This window comes from Allobosea caraganae (genome assembly GCF_003351345.1).
GTDB classification, from domain to species: Bacteria; Pseudomonadota; Alphaproteobacteria; order Rhizobiales; family Beijerinckiaceae; genus Allobosea; species Allobosea caraganae.
This window is the reverse complement of the sequence record NZ_QQTO01000019.1, coordinates 574,533-592,334: the sequence shown is the minus strand read 5'-3', so window position 1 is coordinate 592,334 and position 17,802 is coordinate 574,533. Positions and strand designations below refer to the sequence as shown.

General features: G+C 67.2%; 21 protein-coding genes. 10 read left to right on the top strand and 11 right to left on the bottom strand.

Going from position 1 to position 17,802, the window contains the following annotated elements; genetic code table 11:
- Positions 1-4 precede the first annotated feature (4 nt).
- From DWF00_RS10975 to DWF00_RS10965, 3 genes are read right to left on the bottom strand one after another with little or no spacing between them, the layout of a single operon-like run.
- Positions 5-403 carry a HEPN domain-containing protein gene (locus DWF00_RS10975; protein ID WP_114827605.1) on the bottom strand — a complete coding sequence of 133 codons (399 nt, stop codon included), beginning with the start codon at positions 401-403 and terminating at the stop codon, positions 5-7.
- The gene (locus DWF00_RS10970) at positions 400-741 is read right to left on the bottom strand and encodes a nucleotidyltransferase domain-containing protein (RefSeq protein WP_114827604.1); all 342 of its coding nucleotides are present in this window, start codon (positions 739-741) and stop codon (positions 400-402) included. Before DWF00_RS10970 ends, DWF00_RS10975 begins: the two co-directional genes overlap by 4 nt.
- 22 nt (positions 742-763) lie before the next feature.
- A complete protein-coding gene (locus DWF00_RS10965; RefSeq protein ID WP_114827603.1) occupies positions 764-1,234 on the bottom strand; it encodes an iron-sulfur cluster assembly scaffold protein in 471 nt (156 codons plus the stop codon).
- A gap of 203 nt (positions 1,235-1,437) precedes the next feature.
- Between DWF00_RS10965 and folE the strand changes: the two genes are divergently transcribed.
- From folE to DWF00_RS10950, 3 genes are all read left to right on the top strand, one after another.
- Complete coding sequence (gene folE, locus DWF00_RS10960; protein WP_114827602.1) at positions 1,438-2,079, top strand: GTP cyclohydrolase I FolE; 642 nt, start codon at positions 1,438-1,440, stop codon at positions 2,077-2,079.
- A gap of 90 nt (positions 2,080-2,169) precedes the next feature.
- Positions 2,170-2,574 (top strand): phosphoribosyl-AMP cyclohydrolase, encoded by a 405-nt coding sequence (hisI, locus tag DWF00_RS10955; protein WP_114827601.1) that lies wholly within the window; start codon positions 2,170-2,172, stop codon positions 2,572-2,574.
- 171 nt (positions 2,575-2,745) lie between these two features.
- Positions 2,746-3,768 (top strand): patatin-like phospholipase family protein, encoded by a 1,023-nt coding sequence (locus DWF00_RS10950; protein WP_245973830.1) that lies wholly within the window; start codon positions 2,746-2,748, stop codon positions 3,766-3,768.
- Positions 3,769-3,952: 184 nt separating this feature from the next.
- Here the strand turns inward: DWF00_RS10950 and DWF00_RS10945 are convergent, their stop codons facing one another.
- Positions 3,953-4,384: a CBS domain-containing protein gene (locus DWF00_RS10945; protein WP_114827600.1), complete on the bottom strand. Its 432-nt coding sequence runs from the start codon at positions 4,382-4,384 to the stop codon at positions 3,953-3,955.
- Between the two features lie 176 nt (positions 4,385-4,560).
- Positions 4,561-5,382, bottom strand: a complete 822-nt coding sequence (locus DWF00_RS10940; RefSeq protein ID WP_114827599.1) for a rhomboid family intramembrane serine protease — start codon at positions 5,380-5,382, stop codon at positions 4,561-4,563.
- A 532-nt stretch (positions 5,383-5,914) separates the two neighbouring features.
- On the opposite strand from DWF00_RS10940, the gene DWF00_RS10935 reads away from it, so the two are divergent.
- The 3 genes from DWF00_RS10935 to DWF00_RS10925 all read left to right on the top strand — a co-directional run bounded on the left by DWF00_RS10935 (position 5,915) and on the right by DWF00_RS10925 (position 8,236).
- Complete coding sequence (locus DWF00_RS10935; RefSeq protein ID WP_245973829.1) at positions 5,915-6,478, top strand: PAS domain-containing protein; 564 nt, start codon at positions 5,915-5,917, stop codon at positions 6,476-6,478.
- A 60-nt stretch (positions 6,479-6,538) separates the two neighbouring features.
- A complete protein-coding gene (locus tag DWF00_RS10930) occupies positions 6,539-7,153 on the top strand; it encodes a PilZ domain-containing protein (RefSeq protein WP_114827597.1) in 615 nt (204 codons plus the stop codon).
- A gap of 456 nt (positions 7,154-7,609) precedes the next feature.
- Positions 7,610-8,236, top strand: a complete 627-nt coding sequence (locus DWF00_RS10925; protein WP_114827596.1) for a transglutaminase-like cysteine peptidase — start codon at positions 7,610-7,612, stop codon at positions 8,234-8,236.
- Positions 8,237-8,412: 176 nt separating this feature from the next.
- Here DWF00_RS10925 and DWF00_RS10920 read toward each other — a convergent pair whose 3' ends face one another.
- Both DWF00_RS10920 and DWF00_RS10915 read right to left on the bottom strand, forming a co-directional pair.
- On the bottom strand, positions 8,413-8,943 hold the full coding sequence (locus tag DWF00_RS10920; protein WP_114827595.1) for a gamma carbonic anhydrase family protein: 531 nt from the start codon (positions 8,941-8,943) through the stop codon (positions 8,413-8,415).
- Between the two features lie 57 nt (positions 8,944-9,000).
- A complete protein-coding gene (locus tag DWF00_RS10915; RefSeq protein ID WP_114827594.1) occupies positions 9,001-9,330 on the bottom strand; it encodes a DUF6949 family protein in 330 nt (109 codons plus the stop codon).
- 171 nt (positions 9,331-9,501) lie between these two features.
- On the opposite strand from DWF00_RS10915, the gene DWF00_RS10910 reads away from it, so the two are divergent.
- On the top strand, positions 9,502-10,218 hold the full coding sequence (locus DWF00_RS10910; protein ID WP_147283633.1) for a hypothetical protein: 717 nt from the start codon (positions 9,502-9,504) through the stop codon (positions 10,216-10,218).
- Between the two features lie 191 nt (positions 10,219-10,409).
- Here DWF00_RS10910 and DWF00_RS10905 read toward each other — a convergent pair whose 3' ends face one another.
- The gene (locus tag DWF00_RS10905) at positions 10,410-10,622 is read right to left on the bottom strand and encodes a DUF3126 family protein (protein WP_114827592.1); all 213 of its coding nucleotides are present in this window, start codon (positions 10,620-10,622) and stop codon (positions 10,410-10,412) included.
- A gap of 205 nt (positions 10,623-10,827) precedes the next feature.
- Here DWF00_RS10905 and DWF00_RS10900 point away from each other — a divergent pair, with 205 nt between their 5' ends.
- Entirely contained in the window at positions 10,828-12,201 is a 1,374-nt protein-coding gene (locus tag DWF00_RS10900) for a serine hydrolase domain-containing protein (protein WP_114827591.1), read from the top strand.
- Between the two features lie 156 nt (positions 12,202-12,357).
- Here the strand turns inward: DWF00_RS10900 and DWF00_RS10895 are convergent, their stop codons facing one another.
- Positions 12,358-13,680, bottom strand: a complete 1,323-nt coding sequence (locus DWF00_RS10895) for a serine hydroxymethyltransferase (protein WP_114828012.1) — start codon at positions 13,678-13,680, stop codon at positions 12,358-12,360.
- A 113-nt stretch (positions 13,681-13,793) separates the two neighbouring features.
- Between DWF00_RS10895 and DWF00_RS10890 the strand changes: the two genes are divergently transcribed.
- Positions 13,794-14,690, top strand: a complete 897-nt coding sequence (locus DWF00_RS10890; protein ID WP_114827590.1) for a LysR substrate-binding domain-containing protein — start codon at positions 13,794-13,796, stop codon at positions 14,688-14,690.
- Positions 14,691-14,909: 219 nt separating this feature from the next.
- Here the strand turns inward: DWF00_RS10890 and cysE are convergent, their stop codons facing one another.
- Together cysE and DWF00_RS10880 are read right to left on the bottom strand one after the other, a co-directional pair.
- Positions 14,910-15,764 carry a serine O-acetyltransferase gene (gene cysE, locus DWF00_RS10885; protein WP_425453092.1) on the bottom strand — a complete coding sequence of 285 codons (855 nt, stop codon included), beginning with the start codon at positions 15,762-15,764 and terminating at the stop codon, positions 14,910-14,912.
- A gap of 171 nt (positions 15,765-15,935) precedes the next feature.
- Entirely contained in the window at positions 15,936-16,700 is a 765-nt protein-coding gene (locus DWF00_RS10880) for an alpha/beta fold hydrolase (protein ID WP_114827589.1), read from the bottom strand.
- Positions 16,701-16,793: 93 nt separating this feature from the next.
- On the opposite strand from DWF00_RS10880, the gene DWF00_RS10875 reads away from it, so the two are divergent.
- Entirely contained in the window at positions 16,794-17,744 is a 951-nt protein-coding gene (locus DWF00_RS10875; protein ID WP_114827588.1) for a heparan-alpha-glucosaminide N-acetyltransferase, read from the top strand.
- The last annotated feature ends 58 nt before the right edge of the window (positions 17,745-17,802 follow it).

Sequence of the window (17,802 nt, the reverse complement as noted above, 5' to 3'; positions counted from 1 at the left end):
GCTGTTAGGCGCGAATATGGGGCAGCTTTTCGCCGATTCCCAACACGAAGCGCTCGGCCATCTCGACGACCTCGCCCGCCAAGGTCGCGCTCACGCCTGCGCCGGAGTAGTCCGCCTGCAGGCGGGCTACTTCGCCTCTCTTCAGCGAGCGCCCGAAATCGTTCGGCAGGACGCCTGGTTTGACCAGTAGCGTGTGAAACCGCGCCGTCAGTCCGCTATGCGTCTTCGGAAGATCGGTCTCCCCGCATGCCAGAATGGCCGCGTTCGCCGCCTCGAACATCGCATAATAGGCTCTGTTGCAGGCTCCGTCGGAATCGCCAGCGTCCAAGAGTAACCGAGCAGACCGGGCCGCTCGCTGGGCCTTGTCGAAAAATGCGGTCTCGGCCTCGCGTGGGCCACTCAAAGCCTAATCCCTTCCCTATCGATATTCCTGAACAGGGTCGGGTTCGGGAAACCGCTGCGCTGCGTCCAGGCGCTCCTCCAAACCGGCAATGGCGAGATATTGACGCCCGTCTCGACGAGGACATCGGACGCAATATCGGCCATGGCGAAACCGACCCGGGTCACATCGCCCAGATCGTCGCCATTCAGGACGACCAGCACGTCGACATCGCTGTCGGTTCGGTGATCGCCGCGAGCCCGGCTGCCGAACAGAATAGCCTCCGCCACGTCAAAGCCGGCGCGGACCCGGTCGAGAAACAGGCCGAGCGCCTCATGTGTAGCGGCATCGAGCCGATCCATCGCCTGCTCCCACTCTTCGCGATTATGCCCTGACCGCCGCGGCGAGTGCCGGCGCAACACCGCTTCGCCTCGCCTCGATCTGGCCGATCGCATCGACCACCGCCTCAAAAGTCAGCATGGTCGAGGCGTGGCGCGCCTTGTAGTCGCGCACCGGCACCAACACCGCGAGATCGGCCCATTTGCCCTGCGGCGGCTCGCCGTTCTCCTTCAGGATGGCGCGCGCCTGCTCGCGCACCAGGCGCAGCTCATCGGCGGTCGAGCCGACGACATGGCGCGCCATGATCGAGGACGAGGCCTGGCCGAGCGCGCAGGCTTTGACGTCGTGCCCGAAGCCGGTGACGACGTCGCCCTCCATGGTCAGGTCGATGGTGACGGTCGAGCCGCACAGCTTGGAATGCGCGGTCGCGGTTGCATCGGGAGCAGGCAGCCGCTCGAGCAGCGGAATGTTTCCTGCCAATTCCAGGATGCGCTTGTTGTAGACGTCGCTCAGCATGGCACGGTCCCTGCCGATCTGGAATGACCGGCGCTCCGTACCAATATAGGGTCTCAGCCCTGCGGGCGGGAGATGGCGGCAAGCCGGATCTCGCTGCGGAGTGAGACTTGTCGCAATCCCCCGACGCGACGCCCTGCCGCGGAGCCTCTTCTCCGCATCGGCAGGATTGCGCCGGGGACATCGATCCCAACGGGAGGCACCACATGAACCCTGTGGTTAAGTCCTTGTCCGTCGAGCGGGCGCTCAGCCCCTCTGCCGACAAGTTTCTGGTCACGCATCCGACGCAGGCCGAGGCTGAGGCCGCCGTCCGCACGCTGATTCTCTGGGCCGGCGACGATCCGTCGCGCGAGGGCCTGGCCGAGACGCCGCAGCGCGTCGTCAAGGCCTACAAGGAATTCTACAAGGGCTATGAGGAAGACCCGGACGAGATCCTCGACCGCGTCTTCGAGGAGGTCGACAGCTACCAGGACATGGTGCTGGTGCGCGACATCCCGTTCCATTCGCATTGCGAGCACCACATGGTGCCCTTCGTCGGCAAGGCGCATATCGCCTATTACCCGGCCAAGGGCGTGGTCGGCCTGTCGAAGCTCGCCCGCATCGTCGACGTCTTCGCCAGGCGGCTCCAGACCCAGGAGACGATGACGGCGCAGATCGCCCAGGCCATCGACAAGGCGCTGAAGCCCCGCGGCGTCGCCGTGCTGGTCGAGGCCGAGCACATGTGCATGTCGATGCGCGGCGTGCAGAAGCAGGGCTCCTCGACCATGACCACGCAGTACACCGGCGTGTTCAAGGAGCCGGCCGAGCAGGTCCGCTTCTTCACCATGGTGAAGTCGCCCGGCCTGTAATGCTGTCGCATGGCGGCATTGGCGGGTCCGGCCATTCGCATTATGCAGGGCGCGTCGCGGGACGCGCTCTGCCCCGCCCCGGAGCTGCCGATGACCGCCTTTCCCGTTCTGCAGGACAAGCAAGCGCTCGAAGAGGGCGTGGAGCTCGCGCCGCGCTTCGACGCGAACGGCCTGATCACCTGCGTCACCACCGACGCCGCCACAGGCGAGCTGCTGATGGTCGCGCATATGAACGCCGAAGCGCTCCAGCGCAGCATCGAGACGGGCGAGGCCTGGTACTGGTCGCGCTCGCGCCGCGAGCTCTGGCACAAGGGCGATACGTCGGGGCAGATCCAGACCATCGTCGAGATGCGGGTGGATTGCGACCAGGACGCGCTCTGGCTCAAGGTCGACGTCGCCGGCGACGGCGGCTGCTGCCACACCCACCGGCGCTCCTGCTTCTACCGCATCAAGCCCTTGCGCGATCAGGCGCCGGCGCCGTTGACTTTCGTCTAAGGCGCATTGGCGATGCCTTCACCAAGCTTACATGTTTTCGTCAAATGCACTTGATAGGCGCACTCATGGCGCGATCCGTTCAGGTTCCCCTCACCTTGGCGGGAGACAATGATCTTCCCGCAGAGGGTCGGGACCATGATGTGGAACGATGCGGCTCGACGGGCATTCGGCATGAGCGACGGCGCGGCCTCGATGAATGACCTGAGCCCGGAAGCACCGGCGCACAAGGGCCGGCCCAAGATCGGCCTCGCGCTTGGCGGCGGCGCCGCGCGCGGCTGGGCCCATATCGGCGTGCTCGAAGTGCTGAAGGAGGCGGGCTACGCCCCCGACGTCATCGCCGGCACCTCGATCGGCGCCGTGGTCGGCGGCTGCTATGCCGCCGGCAAGCTCGACGCGCTCAGCGAATTTGCCGCGACCCTGACCAAGCGCCGCGTCGTCGGGCTGATGGATTTCCACATTGGCGGGGCCGGGCTGATCGCCGGCAGCCGGCTCAAGCGGCTGCTCGAACGCGACCTCACCGGCCAACGCATCGAGGAGCTGCCGGTGCGCTTCGTCGCGATCGCGACCGAACTCGGCACCGGCCACGAGATCTGGCTGACCCATGGCCTGCTGGTCGAGGCCCTGCGCGCCTCCTATGCCCTGCCCGGCGTGTTCGACCCGGTCAGGCTCGGCGGCCGCTGGCTGATGGACGGCGCGCTCGTCAATCCGGTGCCGGTCACGGCCGCGCGCGCGCTCGGCGCCGACATCGTGATCTGCGTCAACCTCAACAGCGACCTCTCCGGCCGCGGCACCACGATCCAGAATCACAGCGCTGACCCCGATCCGGCGCCCGAGGCGCCGGGGGCGGAGGAGCGCCCGGTCTCGCGCTGGTTCGGCGGCATCACCGGCGCGGCGCGGCGCGTGCGCGGCTTGGTCGGTCGCGCCTCCAGCGATCAGCCCGGGCTCGCCGGCGTGATGATCGACGCCTTCAACATCACCCAGGACCGCATCTCGCGCTCACGGCTGGCCGGCGATCCGCCGGACGTGATGATCGGCCCCAAGCTCGCGCGCGTCGGGCTGTTCGACTTCCACCGCGCCGACGAGGCGGTGGCGCTCGGCCGCCACGCCGCCGAGCGCATGCTCGACGAGATCGAGGCCGTGGTGCAGAGCACCACCTTGCGGCGCGACGAAGCCGCCTGGCACGTCAACCGCTAGCGTATTTGCCTTCCCGAAACCTCCGCGCGTCATCCCGGACAAGCCGCGCAGCGGCGCTGCTCCGGGATCCATCGTAAGGCTCCGCAGCTCTATGATGGATCCCGGAGCTACGCTTCGCTACGTCCGGGATGACGGCGCTTGGTTCTGGCAAATCACAGCAGAAGCCAAGCGGGCGCCGCCCTGTTCAGGCCATCGCGATGTAGTCGCGCATGGCCCGGCTCTCGGCCTCGATCTCGGCCACGCGATGCTTCACCACGTCGCCGATCGAGACGATGCCGATGATCCGCCCGCCCTCGACCACGGGCACGTGGCGGAAGCGGCCGACCGTCATGATCTCCATCAGCTCGTCGGCGCTGGTATCGGAGCGGCAGGTCACGACCTTGCCGGTCATCACCCGCGAGACCGGATGCTCCAGCGCGGCCGGGCCGCCCTCGGCCATGGCGCGGATGATGTCGCGCTCGGAGAGGATGCCGAGCAGGTTGCCATCGGCCCCCGTCACCACGACGGCGCCGATGCGCTTCTCGCCCAGCGTGCGGATGGCTTCGGCAAGCGTGCGGTGCGGTGGGACGGAAATGACGTCACGGCCCTTGCCGCCGAGAATCTGCGCAACGTTCATGAATGCGTTCCTCCGGGGTTGGCGGCGCCGTGGACCGGCGCGCGGTTTTGCGGGTGCAAGCCCGGCCAATTGACGGAGTGCTTCGCCAGACGGCCGCACGAGTCCCTTGCTCGAAGGCGAGTGTGAGGGAAGAGAGCGGCGACGGCAAGGCGAAGCGACACTTTACCGGGAAATGCTCAGCTTCGGACCGCCCCGCGGTCGAGCAGCGGGAACAGCAGCAGCCCGACGACGAAGCCGCCGATATGGGCTTCCCAGGCGATGCTGGCATCCTCGCCGAGGATCGGGATCAGCCCGGCGCCGAAGAGGAAGTTGGTGACGAACCAGATCAGGATGAACAGCAGCGCCCGCGGGTTCTGCCAGATCTGGCCAAGGCGCTCGGCGGGAATCGCCCGCACCACGGCATCGTCGGCCAGGCTGCCGAAGCGCAGCCCGGGCGAGAAGACGAAGCGGATCGCCGCCGCCATCGCGCCCGAGATCGCCGCCGAAGCGCCGACCAGCGGCAGCACGTCGAGCTCGCGCGACCACCAATGCAGCAGCGCGCCGCCGATCGTCGCAAGCGCCATCAGGTTGAGGAAGCGGACCGGCCCCAGCCGGCGCGCCACCGGACTGCCGAACGCCGCGAACCAGATGACGTTCGAGATCAGGTGCACCCAGGACCCGTGCAGCAGCCCGTAGCTCAGCAGGGTCCAGAGCCTGGGCCCGCCATCGCCGAGCAGGAAGCCGACGAGCTGCGCCCTGTCGGCCAGGTCCTGCCCCGAGAGGCTCTGCGTCAGTGCCGTCGCGATCTCGGTGGCGCGCTCGGGGTCGAGCCACAGGCTCATCCGCGCCGGCACGAAGGCGAGCCAGGACATCAGGCTGAAATCGCTCATCGGCGACAGCAGCTCGCGCCCGGCCTGAATGCCGGTGAGCAGCAGGATCAGCCAGATCACGACGGCGGGAAGGTTCAGGATCGGCTCGCTCCTGGGAGGGAGCGGGGGATCGGCGGGATTCTCGGACATGCTAGGACATGATGCCGAACCGAAGGTCCGCGCCAGCGAATAGTGGGGACCGGTTTTCGGGCGACATCATGCTCGAACTCTTTGCCAAGACATCAACTTACCAAGACATCAACCCTTGCCGATGCGGCAGAGAGAGGCAAGCCGGGAGCCTTCGCCCGGCCGGAGATTCAACGAAAAAGGGGAGAGCCGATGGCTCTCCCCCGTTCCGGCTGCAACCGGCGCCGCGTTTTCACGCCGCGCCGCGGTCACATCCCCCTCCACCCCGTTTCCCCAGGTGCCAAGGAAGTCGTCACGAAAACCGTTGCGAATTTGATATGCTTTTTAACCGGTTATCCACAACAGCAACGTTTCGTTAACCCTAACGCGACCCTGCCGCTCCCCGTCCCCCCGGCGCGTGGCAAGACGGCATGCTCACTGCGTCCTTCGAATCGGCGAGGACCCGGCAGTCCCGGCACAGGGCGAATATGCGCCATTTCGGCACATGTACGCTCGGTCGGACCGTCGGCAGGACAGGATGTCGATAATGAAAAACATGAGCACCCGTCTTGTGTTCGAATATTGGGACGCGCTGCGGGGCGAGCGCGCCGCGCCGGAGCGCGGCGAGATCGAGCCCGGCGCGCTGCGCCATGCGCTGGCGGATACGTTCGTGCTGGAGAACGAGCCGATCGGCCCGGTCTTCCGGCTCGCCGGCACGCGGCTTTGCGCCCTGTTCGGCAGCGAGCTGCGCAGCCGCACCTTCGCGGCGCTCTGGCCCGACGTCGAATCGCAGGGCGACATGCGCCGCCTCGTGCAGACCGTGATGGACGAGACCGCCGGCGCCGTCGCCGGGCTCTCGGCCGAGACCGTCAACGGCGCGCCGATCTATCTCGAACTGCTGCTGCTGCCGCTGCGCTATCGTGGCCGCACCCATGCGCGCGTGCTCGGCGCCCTCTCCCCGGCGACCGCGCCGGAATGGCTCGGGCTCGACACGCTCGACTCGATGCGGATGATCTCGCTGCGCATGCTCTGGCCGGCGCATCAGAGCCAGCGCGCGCCGGAACCGGTCGCGCGCGCCGCCCCGCCGAAATTCCTGGTCCTTCCCGGCGGAAGAAGCTGACAAGCCTAACCTTACGTTAACTGCGACCCCGCTACGGTTCCGCCCAAATCAGGCGGACCCATGCTGAGCGCGCTGCACAATCACCGTACGGCCATCCGCCCTGTCGAGCGCAGGCGGCATCAGCGCATGAAGGTCGTGCTGCTCGGGCGCTACATGCTCCCGAACCGCTTGGAATACCCCTGCCAGAGCGTGGATATCTCGCCGGGCGGCATCCATCTCACCGCGCCGGTCAAGGCCGCGCCGGGCGAGCGCGTCATCGTCTATCTCGAGCATCTCGGCCGCATCGAGGGCGTCGCCGTGCGCACGACGATGGAAGGCTTCGCGATGACCATCACCGCGACCAGCCGCAAGCGCGAGAAGTTCACCGCCCAGCTCACCTGGCTCGCCAACCGCGACGAGCTCGGCCTGCCCGAGGATCGCCGCCACGAGCGCATCGTGCCGCGCAACCCGCGCGCGATCGTGACCTTCGACGATGGCACCGAGCACGTCATCCGCATCATCGACATCTCGCTGTCGGGCACCGCCTTCTCCAGCGATCAGGACTTGCCGCTGAACAGCGCGGTCAAGATCGGCGGCACCGCCGCCAAGATCGTCCGCCGCTTCGACGGCGGCTATGCGGCGGAGTTCCGCTTCCCGCTCTCCGCCGACGTGCTCGACGAGAATCTCGAGCTCTGAGCGATACAGGCCGCTCCGCTTTCACGGAAGCCGCCTCGCCTGCCTGCCCTTTCCTGAAATACCTCCATCATCCCGGACAAGCCGCATAGCGGCGCGGCGCCGGGATCCATCGTAGAGCGCGCGCTTCACGATGGATCCCGGCGCTACGCCGCGCTCCGGCCGGGATGACGGAGCCATATGTGCTGGCGACGAGTTGCACGTCCGGCCTCATCCACAGCCTGAACACAAAGCAAACGATCAGCGTTAACAAAATCCGTTCAATTTATTACGAAAATCTCACAGTTAAAGAAATCTGAATCGAGCGCACACATTTCTTACTTCCGCATTCCGCGTCGATTTATACTGATGTCTGAACTGCGGTTACCGCGCAGAATTACATAAAATTGCTCGTATTCATTTCAACCGACGTCCATCCGCCCTGCGCATTGTCGGCCTCAGGGACAAGGAAGGGACGACATGCTTTCTATTCATCGGGGTTCGGTTCTGGCGGCGCTGATCGTGATCGCTGGAGCCACGCAAGTTCAGGCTCAGACGCAGGTTGCGGGACTGCCGGTCGCCAGCGCGCCGATCATGGCGTCGGGCGATGCCCGGGCGCCTTATGCCTGGACGGATTTCTGCAAGCGCAAGCCGAGCGAATGCCTCGTCAACGCCGCCGAGCCCGAGCAGGTCGAGATGACCGCCAAGCTCTGGAAGACGATGGTCGCGCTGAACGGCCGCGCCAACCGCGAGATCGAGGCGGTCACCGACCAGGATCATTGGGGCGTCGTCGACCGCTGGGACATCCCGGAGGACGGCAAGGGCGATTGCGAGGACTACGTGCTCCTGAAGCGCAAGCGCCTCGCCGAAGCCGGCGTGCCGCGCCGCGCCATGCGGGTCACGGTCGTGATCGACGAGGAGAATGCCGGCCACGCCGTGCTGATGGTCCGCACCGACCGCGGCGACTACATCCTCGACAACAAGCGCAACGCGATCCTGCCCTGGAACCAGACCGGCTACGTCTACGTCAAGCGCGAGTCGCAGATGCAGACCGGCTGGACCTCGCTCGGCGGCCTCGCGACCGCGACCGTCGCCTCGGTGCGCTGACACATCAAAATCGTCGCGGCTTCACTGCCGCGACCAAGAGCTTGAGGGTTGCGGTGCAAGGCGCACCGCGCCCCTCGATGGACGGCGAGGCTCGGTCACGTCCCCACCCCACCCGTCCCCAGGCCGGGTTTCGCCCAGGGCCGGCGCTTCTCCCCGAGGCGTCGGCCCGCTTCGTTTCAGTCCAGGCGCTTGAGGCCGGCGGCAAACTGCTTCCAGCGCGCGACATAACCCGCCGCCGTGCCGGAGAGCCCGGCCGCGGCCTTGTCGTCGAGCGTGCGGATCGCGCGGGCCGGCGCGCCGACGATCAGCGAATTGTCGGGAAACTCCTTGCCCTCGGTGACCAGCGCATTGGCGCCGACCAGGCTGTTGCGGCCGATCTTGGCGCCGTTCAGCACCGTCGCGCCCATGCCGATCAGGCTGTTCTCGCCGATCGTGCAGCCATGCAGGATAGCGCGATGGCCGATCGTGCAGCCCTCGCCGATCGTCATCGGAAAACCCATGTCGGTATGGAGCACGCAGCCTTCCTGGATGTTGCTGCGGGCGCCGATCTCGATCCACTCGTTGTCGCCGCGCAGCACGCAGCCGAACCAGATGCCGACCTCGGCCCCGATCCTGACCCGGCCGATCACATGCGCGTCGGGCGCCAGCCACCATTGGCCGTCAGCGGGACGTTCGGGCTCGGTCCCGTCGAGCGAATAGAGCGGCATCCCTGATCATCCTCGTGCGTCAACCTGACGAGGAATGCAGGCGAGCGCCCCCGCCCGTCAAGCGCCGCCGACGAGAAGCAGCAGATCGAGCACGACGCGGCCGGAGGCGACGCTCCAGGCCGAGGCGATCATGCTCGCCAGCATCACGAAGACGAAGGGCCGGCCCTCGATCCGCCGGCCATTGACGGTGTTGCGCAGGATCAGGAAGGGCGCGCTGAAGATCACGACCGGCACGCTCGCCACCGCTGTGAGCCCGCCGGCCTGGAGCAGGCGGAAATCGGCGCGCTTCTCGGTGAAGAGCTCGAAGGCGCTCGCCAGCAGCCCGGCGAACGCGAAGCCGATGACGAGGGACTGGAGCGCTTCCAGAGCGGTGGGGCTGATCGACACGGGACGGCTCCGGAGCGGGAACGCCCGGACCATGCCGCATGGTTTACGAAGTGTGAAGAAAAGCCGTTAGCGATGGTTAACCTTCGCCCGAGCCGCCGCCGGGCGAACATGGTTTACGAAGGCTTAAGCGGCATCTGCTCCACTGTCGGCAGTCTGCCGAAGGTGTCGCCCGTGAGCGCCTACGATCATCACCACCCCTCCCACGCCGCGAGCCACCTCACGGCCATGGTGCGCACGCGCCTGAACCGGCCGCCGCCGCCCTTGCCCCGGGCCGATGGCGCCCTGCTCGCCGCGACCGCCACCGTGCTGTTCGCTGCCGCCGCTGCGACGGCGCTGCTGTTCTACGCGCCTCGCTTCGCCGCCAAGCCCGGCCCGCAGCTTCAGCCGGCCCGCATCGGCGAGGTCGTCCTCGCCGTGCCGCAGGACCTTGCCGGTACTGGCGAGGACGACACCAGCCGCGTCGTCGGCATGGTTCGGCTCCGGCTCGACTGGCCGAGCTTCGGCCCGGTGACGGCGCAAAGCCGCAAGAAGCTGCTGATCACGCTGAGCCCGCCCGACAAGGTCAACGAGCCGGCGACGCAGCTTGCGACCTATGCCCGCTTCCTGACGCCGACGGTCTGGTCCAATCCGGGTGGGCTCGTCGTGCGCGGCTTCCGCAAGAGCTCGCCCTATGAGGGCGACGAGCTCTATGTCTCGGTGCCGGACGGGCGCGGCTTCGCGGCGCGCTGCCCGCTCGACAGCGGCGCGGTGACGCTGGACGAGCTCTGCCGCGTCACCTTCCGCCATCGCGGCATGGACGTGAACATCCGCTTCCCGCGCACGGTCATCGCCGATTGGGAGCTGATGATCGGCGGCGTCAGGCGCACGATCGACGGGCTGATGCGGTAGCGGCCCAGTGTCTCGAAAGGAACAGCCCTCATCCTGAGGAGGCCCGGAGGGCCGTCTCGAAGGATGCTCCAGGAGGTTCGGAAGCCCACTGGAGCACCCTTCGAGACGCCGCTAAAGCGGCTCCTCAGGGTGAGGGCTCGAATTGTCGCTCAGACTCTCGGGATGAGGGCTGCTTATTGGTGGTCAGACCCTCAGTCCTCGAGATCGACGTCCAAAATCGCCATGGTGAAGTTGAACGAGCGGTCGCCATCCTCGTCGTCGACATGGATGATGCCGATGAACTCCTCGCCCAGGTAGACCTCGGCCGAATCATTCTTCTTCAGGCGGGCGCGCACGCTGATCCCAGCGTTGGCGAAGGTGCGGCGCAAATAGCCTTCCAGCTTGGCCAGTTCTGTCTTGTCCACTGCATCGGTCCTTTCAGATTGGCCGGACGGATGCCATGGCCACGCCGCAAGGGCAAGCCGGAAGGCGGGTTTTAGCCGGTTTCGACGCCGCCATCCTTGCTGTCCCGTCAATTCTGTATGCTGCGCGGCGCGGTGCGATCTCCCGCCGCGGCAGAGATCATGACATGCTCGGCTGGCACTCGCCTCCAACGATGGACACGTCCCCATGACGCCGTGGCTGCCGGCCGCCCTCGCCTATGTCTCGAGCTGGATCGAATTTCAGCGCCGCCATCATGACCAGCCCGGCTGCGCCATCGCGATCGCCAGCGGCGACAAGGTCGTGCTCGAAGCGGCCTTCGGCCACGCCGACCTCGCGACCGGCGAGGAACTGACGCCGCGCCACGGCTTCCGCATCGCCTCGCATTCCAAGAGCTTCACCTCCGCCGGCCTGCTGCGCCTCATCGAGGCCGGCCGCCTGCGGCTCGACGACAAGGTCGGCAGCTACGTGCAGGGCCTGCATCAGGATGTGGCCGCCGCCACGATCGGCCAGGTGCTCTCCAACAGCGCCGGCCTGACCCGCGACGGCCCGGACAATGGCCAATTCTTCGACCGCAAGCCCTATTGCAGCAAGGAGGAGGTGCTGGCCGACCTCTCTGTCGCCCAACCCTACCCCGCTTCGCAGCGCTTCAAATATTCCAACCACGGCTTCGCCCTGCTCGGAATGGTCATCGAGGCCGTGACCGGCGAGGCCTATCCCGACTGGATCGCCAGGGAGGTGGTCGCAGCCGTCGGCCTGACGGAGACCCAGCCAGACATCTCCCTTTGGTCCGGCCCGATGGCCAAGGGCCATAGCGGCAAGGCGCCGCTCGGCCGCCGCGTCGTCATCCCGGCCGACAATCCCGGCAATGCCATGGTCTCGGCCGCCGGCTTCGTCGCCACCGCCGCCGATGTCGTCCGCTATTTCGCCCAGCTCTCGCCGAAGGCCGAGCGCAGCATCCTCTCCCCGCTGAGCCGACGCGAGATGAGCCGGCGTCTCTGGCCCGATTCCGAGGGCAGCCTCGGCCGTCATTACGGGCTCGGCACGATCTCGGGCGGCAGTGGCGACTGGGAATGGTTCGCCCATTCCGGCGGCTTCCAGGGTGTCATCACCCGCACGGCCGTCCTGCCCAGGCAGGACCTGACCATCACCGTGCTGACCAACGCCATCGACGGCCTCGCCCATCCCTGGCTCGACGGCATCATCGAGATCCTGAAGACCTTCCAGGCCAATGGCGCGCCGTCCCCGGCGACGGAAGGTTGGAGCGGTCGCTGGTGGACGATCTGGGGCTGCGGCGATCTCGTCCCGTTCGAGAGCAAGGTGCTCGTCGCCAATCCCGCCCTGTTCAACCCGTTCCTCGATGCCTCCGAGATCGCGATCGAAGGCAAGGACCGCGGCCAGTTGGTCAAGGGCTCGGGCTTCAACAGCCCCGGCGAGGCAGCGCGACTGGTGCGCGGCGCCGATGGCAAGGTCGAGTCGGTCTGGCTCGGCGGCGCGCATGTCGTCTCCGAGGAGGCGCTGCGCGTGGAGATGCTGGAGCGCTACGGAAAGACTGCTGGCTAGGAGCGCCCTATACGCCAGTGACACCCTCCGCCGTCATGCTCGCCCTTGTGGCGAGCATCCACGTCTTGAAAGCTCGTCGCAGTCAAAGGCGTGGATGGCCGGGACAAGCCCGACCATGACGAAGAGGACGCGCCCGCGAAGAGCGCTGAGGGCCTCTCACCGCATGAAATGCAGCGTTGTGAACCTCCGGCGAAACGCCGTCACGTCCTTCGCCACGGCCTCGACCGGCCGCGCGCCGCTCAGCCCCTCGGCTATATAGGCCGCAAGCTCGGGCATGTCGGCCACCGTCATACCGAAGCGCACGATCTCCGGCGTGCCGAGCCTGAGGCCGTTCACATCGCCAGCGACCGGCGCGATCGGCAGGCCGATGCCGCAGCTCAGGATGTTGACCTGCCGCAGAATCTTCGCCGCCGCCTGCCCGCCACCGAAGGCCGCCGCCTCGATCGCGAACTGATGCGAGGTGGTGATGCCGCGGTCGCGGGCGAAGACCGGCATCTGCCGCTCGACCAGCGCCTCTCCCAGTGCCTTGGCGGTCTCGGCCATTGCCTGCGCATAGGCGCGGCCATATTGCTTCCAGTCGAGCAGGGTGATCGCCAGCGAGGCCGACTTGGCCGCGTCGAAATTGGCTGTGAGTCCGGGATAGGCGATGGCGTCGAGCTTCCTGGCGATATCGGCATCGTTGGTAACGATCAGCCCGGAGGGCGGGCCGCCCAGGCTCTTATAGGTGCTCATCGTCATCAGATGAGCGCCCTCCGCCAGCGGCTGCTGCCAGCCATGGCCAGCGATCATCCCCGACATATGCGCGGCGTCGAACAGCACGAGCGCCCCGACCTCGTCGGCGATGGCGCGGATCTCGCGGATCGGGTGCGGGAACAGGTTGAGGCTGCCGCCGATGCTGATCAGTTTTGGCCTGAGACGCAGCGCGTCCTGCCTGAGTTTGTCGAGATCGACCGTATAGCGCTCGGGGTCGACCGGCGCCGGATGCGTGATGATGCCGTAAAGCCCGGCCGCCCCAGTGCCGTGATGCGTGACATGGCCGCCGATCTCGCCTGGCGGCGCGATGATGCACTCGCCGGGCTTCGCCGCCGCCATGAAGGCGTAGAGATTAGCGATAGCGCCTGAAGGCACCCGGATTTCGGCATATTTCGCGCCAAAAACCTCGGCAGCCAGTTCGGCGGCAATGACCTCGATCTGCTCGATCGCCTCCAGCCCCATCTCGTATTTGTCGCCGGGATAACCGAGCGAGGGCCGCGCGCCGAGGCCGGCCGACAGCACGGCCTCGGCCTTCGGGTTCATGACGTTGGTCGCGGGGTTGAGGTTGACGCAGTCGCGCTCGTGGATGATCCGGTTCTCGGTGATCAGCGCCTCGATCCGGCTCTGAGTGGCTTCAAAGCTTTGACCGGCCACCGAACCGGCGATCTCCAGGATGTAGTCCTCGCTCGCACCCGGCACCCAGTCGCGCCTGCCCAAAGCCGTCATCGCCATTCTCCCCTCCGCGAAACTGCCATGATTGGAGCCGTTTGCGGGCGCGAGCGCAAACGAGTTATCGTCGCGCGCAGGCTGAGATAATCTAAGCCTCGACAGGAATTCTCATGCCGCTCGCCCCGCCGCGCCCACGCCTGCCCTCGCTCAACGCGCTACGCGCCTTCGAGGCAGCGGCGCGCTGCGGCAGCTTCACCAAGGCGGCAGAAGAGCTCGGCGTCACCGCAGGCGCGGTGACGCAGCAGATCAGGCAGCTCGAAGCCGCGCTCGGCATGAAGCTGTTCGACCGGCTGGCGCAGGGCGTCGCGCTGACGCCCGCCGCCCGCACCGCGCTGCCGCGCCTCTCGCGCGGCTTCGACATGCTGGCTCATTCGGTGCAGGATTTGCGGGCCGCCCATGACAGCCGCGCGCTCGCCATCGCCGCCCTGCCCTGCATCGCCCAGCTCTGGCTCTCGCCGCGATTGTCGGCGCTCCAGCAGGCCTTTCCCGGCTTGCAGGTCTCGATCACCGCGATGGAGCAGCCGCCGGATATCAGGCGCGAGCCCTACGACCTGGCGCTGTTCTATCTCGACGAGGCTCCCGTCTCGGCGCTGGCGCTTGGTCCCGACGCGATCCTGCCTGTCTGCGTTCCTGCGATCGCCGCCAGGCTGAAGGCTGCGGCCGACCTCGCCGGCGAAACGCTGCTGCACGACGCCGTCTGGCGCGGCGACTGGGCGCGCTGGCTCGACTCGGCCGGAGCGCGCAAAGTGGTCGATGCCAGCCGTGGCCCGGCTTTCTCATTGTACTCCCTGGCGCTGGATGCCGCGCTCTCGGGCAACGGCGTGCTGATGGGCCGGCTCAGCCTGGTGCAGGCCTATCTCGCGGATGGGCGGTTGATCGCGCCGCTTGGGCCGACGCTCGCATTGCCGGACAGGCTGACGCTGCTCGCGCCGCCGGATGGCGCGAGCCACCCAAAGGCGCAGGCGGTCATGGAATGGCTGAGGGATTCGGCGGAAGTAACCGCGTAAAGCGCGGGCGCCCTCTCCTGAAAGGAGGGTTGGGTGAGGTGTAGGCCGTTGGACGCTGCTGCCGTGACCTAACGGCGTTCACTGCGGGGGCGAGAACGAGTGAAGCAAAAGGCTGCAACGGCCCTCGCTCCACTTCGCTGGTGTTCTGGCCTACACCTCACCCTGCCCTCTCCTTACAGGAGAGGGCTCCCCGCGCTCGGGCGTAGAAGCTCGCGCCACCTAAATATAAGCGCCGCAATCCTTGGTCAGGATCTGGTCCATCGAGCGCGCCGGCTCGGCGCAGCCCGCTTCGCCGACCACCTTCGCAGGCACGCCGGCGACGGTCTTGTTGCGCGGCACGGCGGCCAGCACGACGGAGCCCGCCGCGATGCGGGCGCATTGGCCGACCTCGATATTGCCGAGCACCTTGGCGCCGGCGCCGATCAGCACGCCCTTGCGGATCTTGGGATGGCGGTCGCCGCCCTCCTTGCCGGTGCCACCGAGCGTGACGTCCTGCAGCATCGAGACGTCGTCCTCGATCACAGCGGTCTCGCCGACGACGAGCCCAGTGGCATGGTCGAGGAAGATGCCCTTGCCGATGCGCGCATTCGGGTTGATGTCGGTCTGGAACACCTCAGACGAACGGCTCTGCAGGTAGAGCGCGAAATCGCGCCTTCCCTGCGTCAGCAGCCAATGCGCCAGCCGATGGCCCTGCAGGGCGTGAAAACCCTTGAAGAACAGCACCGGCTCGATCAGCCTGGAGCAAGCCGGGTCGCGGTCGAGCACCGCCATGACGTCGGCGCGGAAGCCGAGCGCGATCTCGGGATCGGCGGCCACAGCCTCGGCGAAAGCCTGCTCGATCAGGTCGGCCGCCAGTGCCGGATGCGCCAGCCGCGCCGCGACGCGATGGCTGACCGCCGCCTCGAAGCTCGGCTGGTTGAGGATGGATGACAGCATCAGCCCGGCCAGCGCCGGCTCGGTCTCGATCGCCTGCTCGGCCTCGCGGCGCAGACGCGCCCAAACCGGATCGACGCGGTCGAGCCCCGTGACCGGGTCGCGCGTTTCAATGACGGAGCGCCCTGACGGCATGATCATTCTCCGATTGCCTTGTCGAACGAAACGACAGTCTAGCACGCCCGCAAGTGCCGACGCCAAACGCGAAAGCGCTCCTGCCCTGAGCCAGGCGCGCAGCGGCCGGCATCAAAATCCCGGCATCGCTCCATAGTCAATTGGAAGAAAATACTTTTCGTCGGGCAGGCTGCCGCCTCAGATATCTGAGAGGAACTCCAGCACCGCCTGCTTATGCGTCTTGTCGCCGACCGCGAGGTTGTGATCGCGGCCCTCGATCTCGAAGGCCTTCGCACCCGGGATCAGCGCCGCGAGTTCCGGGGCGGAGCCCGCGACGTCGTCCTTGGTGCCGACGCAGACCAGGGTCGGCACGGCGATGCTGCCGACCTGGTTGACGCTCAGCGTCTGGCGCGAGCCGCGGATGCAGGCGGCGAGCGCCTTGAGGTCGCTCTTGGTCTGCTCGGCAAAGGCGCGGAACATGCGCTGCATCGGGTCGGTCAGTACGTCGAGCGAAGGCGCCTCCATCGCATCGGCGATGCCGAGCGGCAGGCCGACGCCCTCGACCAGATGGATGCCGAGCCCGCCAAGGATCAGCGAGTCGAGCCGCTCGGGATGCGCCAGCGCGAGATGCGCCGAGATGCGAGCGCCCATCGAATAGCCCATGACATGGGCCGAGGGGATGCGCAGGTGGTCCATCAGCCGGCGCACGTCCTCGGCCATCACCTGCGAGGCATAGGCCGCGGGATCATAGAGCTTCTCGCTCTCGCCATGGCCGCGATCGTCCAGCGCCACGGCGCGGTAGCCGGCATGGGTCAGCGTCTTCGTCCACTGCGTGTTGACCCAGTTGACCATGTGGCTGGAGCCGAAGCCGTGGACGAGCACCACGGTCTCGTGGCGCGGCTCACCGGTCGGCTCGAGGTCGATGAAGGCGATGTCGACGCCGTCGGAGGAGAAGCTCTGCATCGGGACAACCGGAAACCGTGACAATCGCGCTTCAACTGCCACGCGGGCGCAGCTTTGGGTAGCGGCCTTATTGCAGCTTGCCTATGAGGAGGCATGAGCCAAGCCACGACCGCCGCCCCCTCCCGCAACCGCATCGACCTCGTCGATCTCGCGCGCGGCCTGGCGCTCGTGGCGATGTTCGTCTTCCACTTCGCCTATGACCTCTCCTATTTCGGGCTGATCGAGACCGACATCCCGTTCGAGTGGCGCTGGTTCGCGCGCGGCATCGCCGGCACCTTCCTGACCATCGTCGGCTTCAGCCTCGTGCTCGCGACGCGAAATGGCTTCAAGCGCGCGGCCTATCTGCGCCGCCTCGCCATGGTCGCCGGCGCAGCCTTGGCGGTGACCGTGGCGACCTGGTTCGCCATGCGCGACAGCTTCATCTTCTTCGGCATCCTGCATCAGGTGGCACTGGCGAGCGTGCTCGCCCTGCCCTTCCTGCGTCTGCCGCCGCTGGCGCTGCTGGCAAGCGCGGCGGTGTTCTTCGCCCTGCCCGCCTTCGTCGTCCATCCCTGGCTCGACCATGACTGGTTGGCCTGGCTCGGCTTCTCGCGCCTGCCGCTGCGGACCGCCGATTTCGTGCCGGTCTTCCCCTGGTTCGGCTGCGTGCTGGTGGGCATGGCCCTGGCCAAGCTTGTCCTGCCGCTCGGCGGCGCCTGGCGTGCCTGGCAGGCGCGCATCCTGCCCGCGCGAATCCTCGCCTGGGGCGGGCGCCACAGCCTGCTCGTCTATCTCGTCCACCAGCCAGTCTTCATCGGCGGCCTGATGCTGGCCTTGCAGCTCATGCCGGCGACCCCGCCTCAGGAGCGCGACTTCGCCCTGACCTGCCAGCGCAGCTGCGTCGACGGCGGCACAGAGCCACCGATCTGCATGAAGGTCTGCGGCTGTGCGATCCAGGGGCTGAAGCGCGAGAACCTCTGGAGCAAGGCGCTCACGGACACGCTCGCCGCAGCCGAGACCGAGCGCACGCGCGAGATCGCCCGCGCCTGCTACCGGTCGCAATGAGCGGCATCTGAGAGACCGTTTGATGCGAAGCGCACTGGCGTCCCGCGCCGCTACGGGT

What these genes read in the sequence shown, in the direction of transcription:
- DWF00_RS10970 (WP_114827604.1), bottom strand. Translation starts at nt 741, where the DNA reads ATGGATCGGCTCGATGCCGCTACACATGAGGCGCTCGGCCTGTTTCTC.
- DWF00_RS10965 (WP_114827603.1), bottom strand. Translation starts at nt 1,234, where the DNA reads ATGCTGAGCGACGTCTACAACAAGCGCATCCTGGAATTGGCAGGAAAC.
- folE (WP_114827602.1), top strand. Translation starts at nt 1,438, where the DNA reads ATGAACCCTGTGGTTAAGTCCTTGTCCGTCGAGCGGGCGCTCAGCCCC.
- hisI (WP_114827601.1), top strand. Translation starts at nt 2,170, where the DNA reads ATGACCGCCTTTCCCGTTCTGCAGGACAAGCAAGCGCTCGAAGAGGGC.
- DWF00_RS10950 (WP_245973830.1), top strand. Translation starts at nt 2,746, where the DNA reads ATGAGCGACGGCGCGGCCTCGATGAATGACCTGAGCCCGGAAGCACCG.
- DWF00_RS10945 (WP_114827600.1), bottom strand. Translation starts at nt 4,384, where the DNA reads ATGAACGTTGCGCAGATTCTCGGCGGCAAGGGCCGTGACGTCATTTCC.
- DWF00_RS10940 (WP_114827599.1), bottom strand. Translation starts at nt 5,382, where the DNA reads ATGTCCGAGAATCCCGCCGATCCCCCGCTCCCTCCCAGGAGCGAGCCG.
- DWF00_RS10935 (WP_245973829.1), top strand. Translation starts at nt 5,915, where the DNA reads ATGAGCACCCGTCTTGTGTTCGAATATTGGGACGCGCTGCGGGGCGAG.
- DWF00_RS10930 (WP_114827597.1), top strand. Translation starts at nt 6,539, where the DNA reads ATGCTGAGCGCGCTGCACAATCACCGTACGGCCATCCGCCCTGTCGAG.
- DWF00_RS10925 (WP_114827596.1), top strand. Translation starts at nt 7,610, where the DNA reads ATGCTTTCTATTCATCGGGGTTCGGTTCTGGCGGCGCTGATCGTGATC.
- DWF00_RS10920 (WP_114827595.1), bottom strand. Translation starts at nt 8,943, where the DNA reads ATGCCGCTCTATTCGCTCGACGGGACCGAGCCCGAACGTCCCGCTGAC.
- DWF00_RS10900 (WP_114827591.1), top strand. Translation starts at nt 10,828, where the DNA reads ATGACGCCGTGGCTGCCGGCCGCCCTCGCCTATGTCTCGAGCTGGATC.
- DWF00_RS10895 (WP_114828012.1), bottom strand. Translation starts at nt 13,680, where the DNA reads ATGACGGCTTTGGGCAGGCGCGACTGGGTGCCGGGTGCGAGCGAGGAC.
- DWF00_RS10890 (WP_114827590.1), top strand. Translation starts at nt 13,794, where the DNA reads ATGCCGCTCGCCCCGCCGCGCCCACGCCTGCCCTCGCTCAACGCGCTA.
- cysE (WP_425453092.1), bottom strand. Translation starts at nt 15,764, where the DNA reads ATGATCATGCCGTCAGGGCGCTCCGTCATTGAAACGCGCGACCCGGTC.
- DWF00_RS10880 (WP_114827589.1), bottom strand. Translation starts at nt 16,700, where the DNA reads ATGCAGAGCTTCTCCTCCGACGGCGTCGACATCGCCTTCATCGACCTC.
- DWF00_RS10875 (WP_114827588.1), top strand. Translation starts at nt 16,794, where the DNA reads ATGAGCCAAGCCACGACCGCCGCCCCCTCCCGCAACCGCATCGACCTC.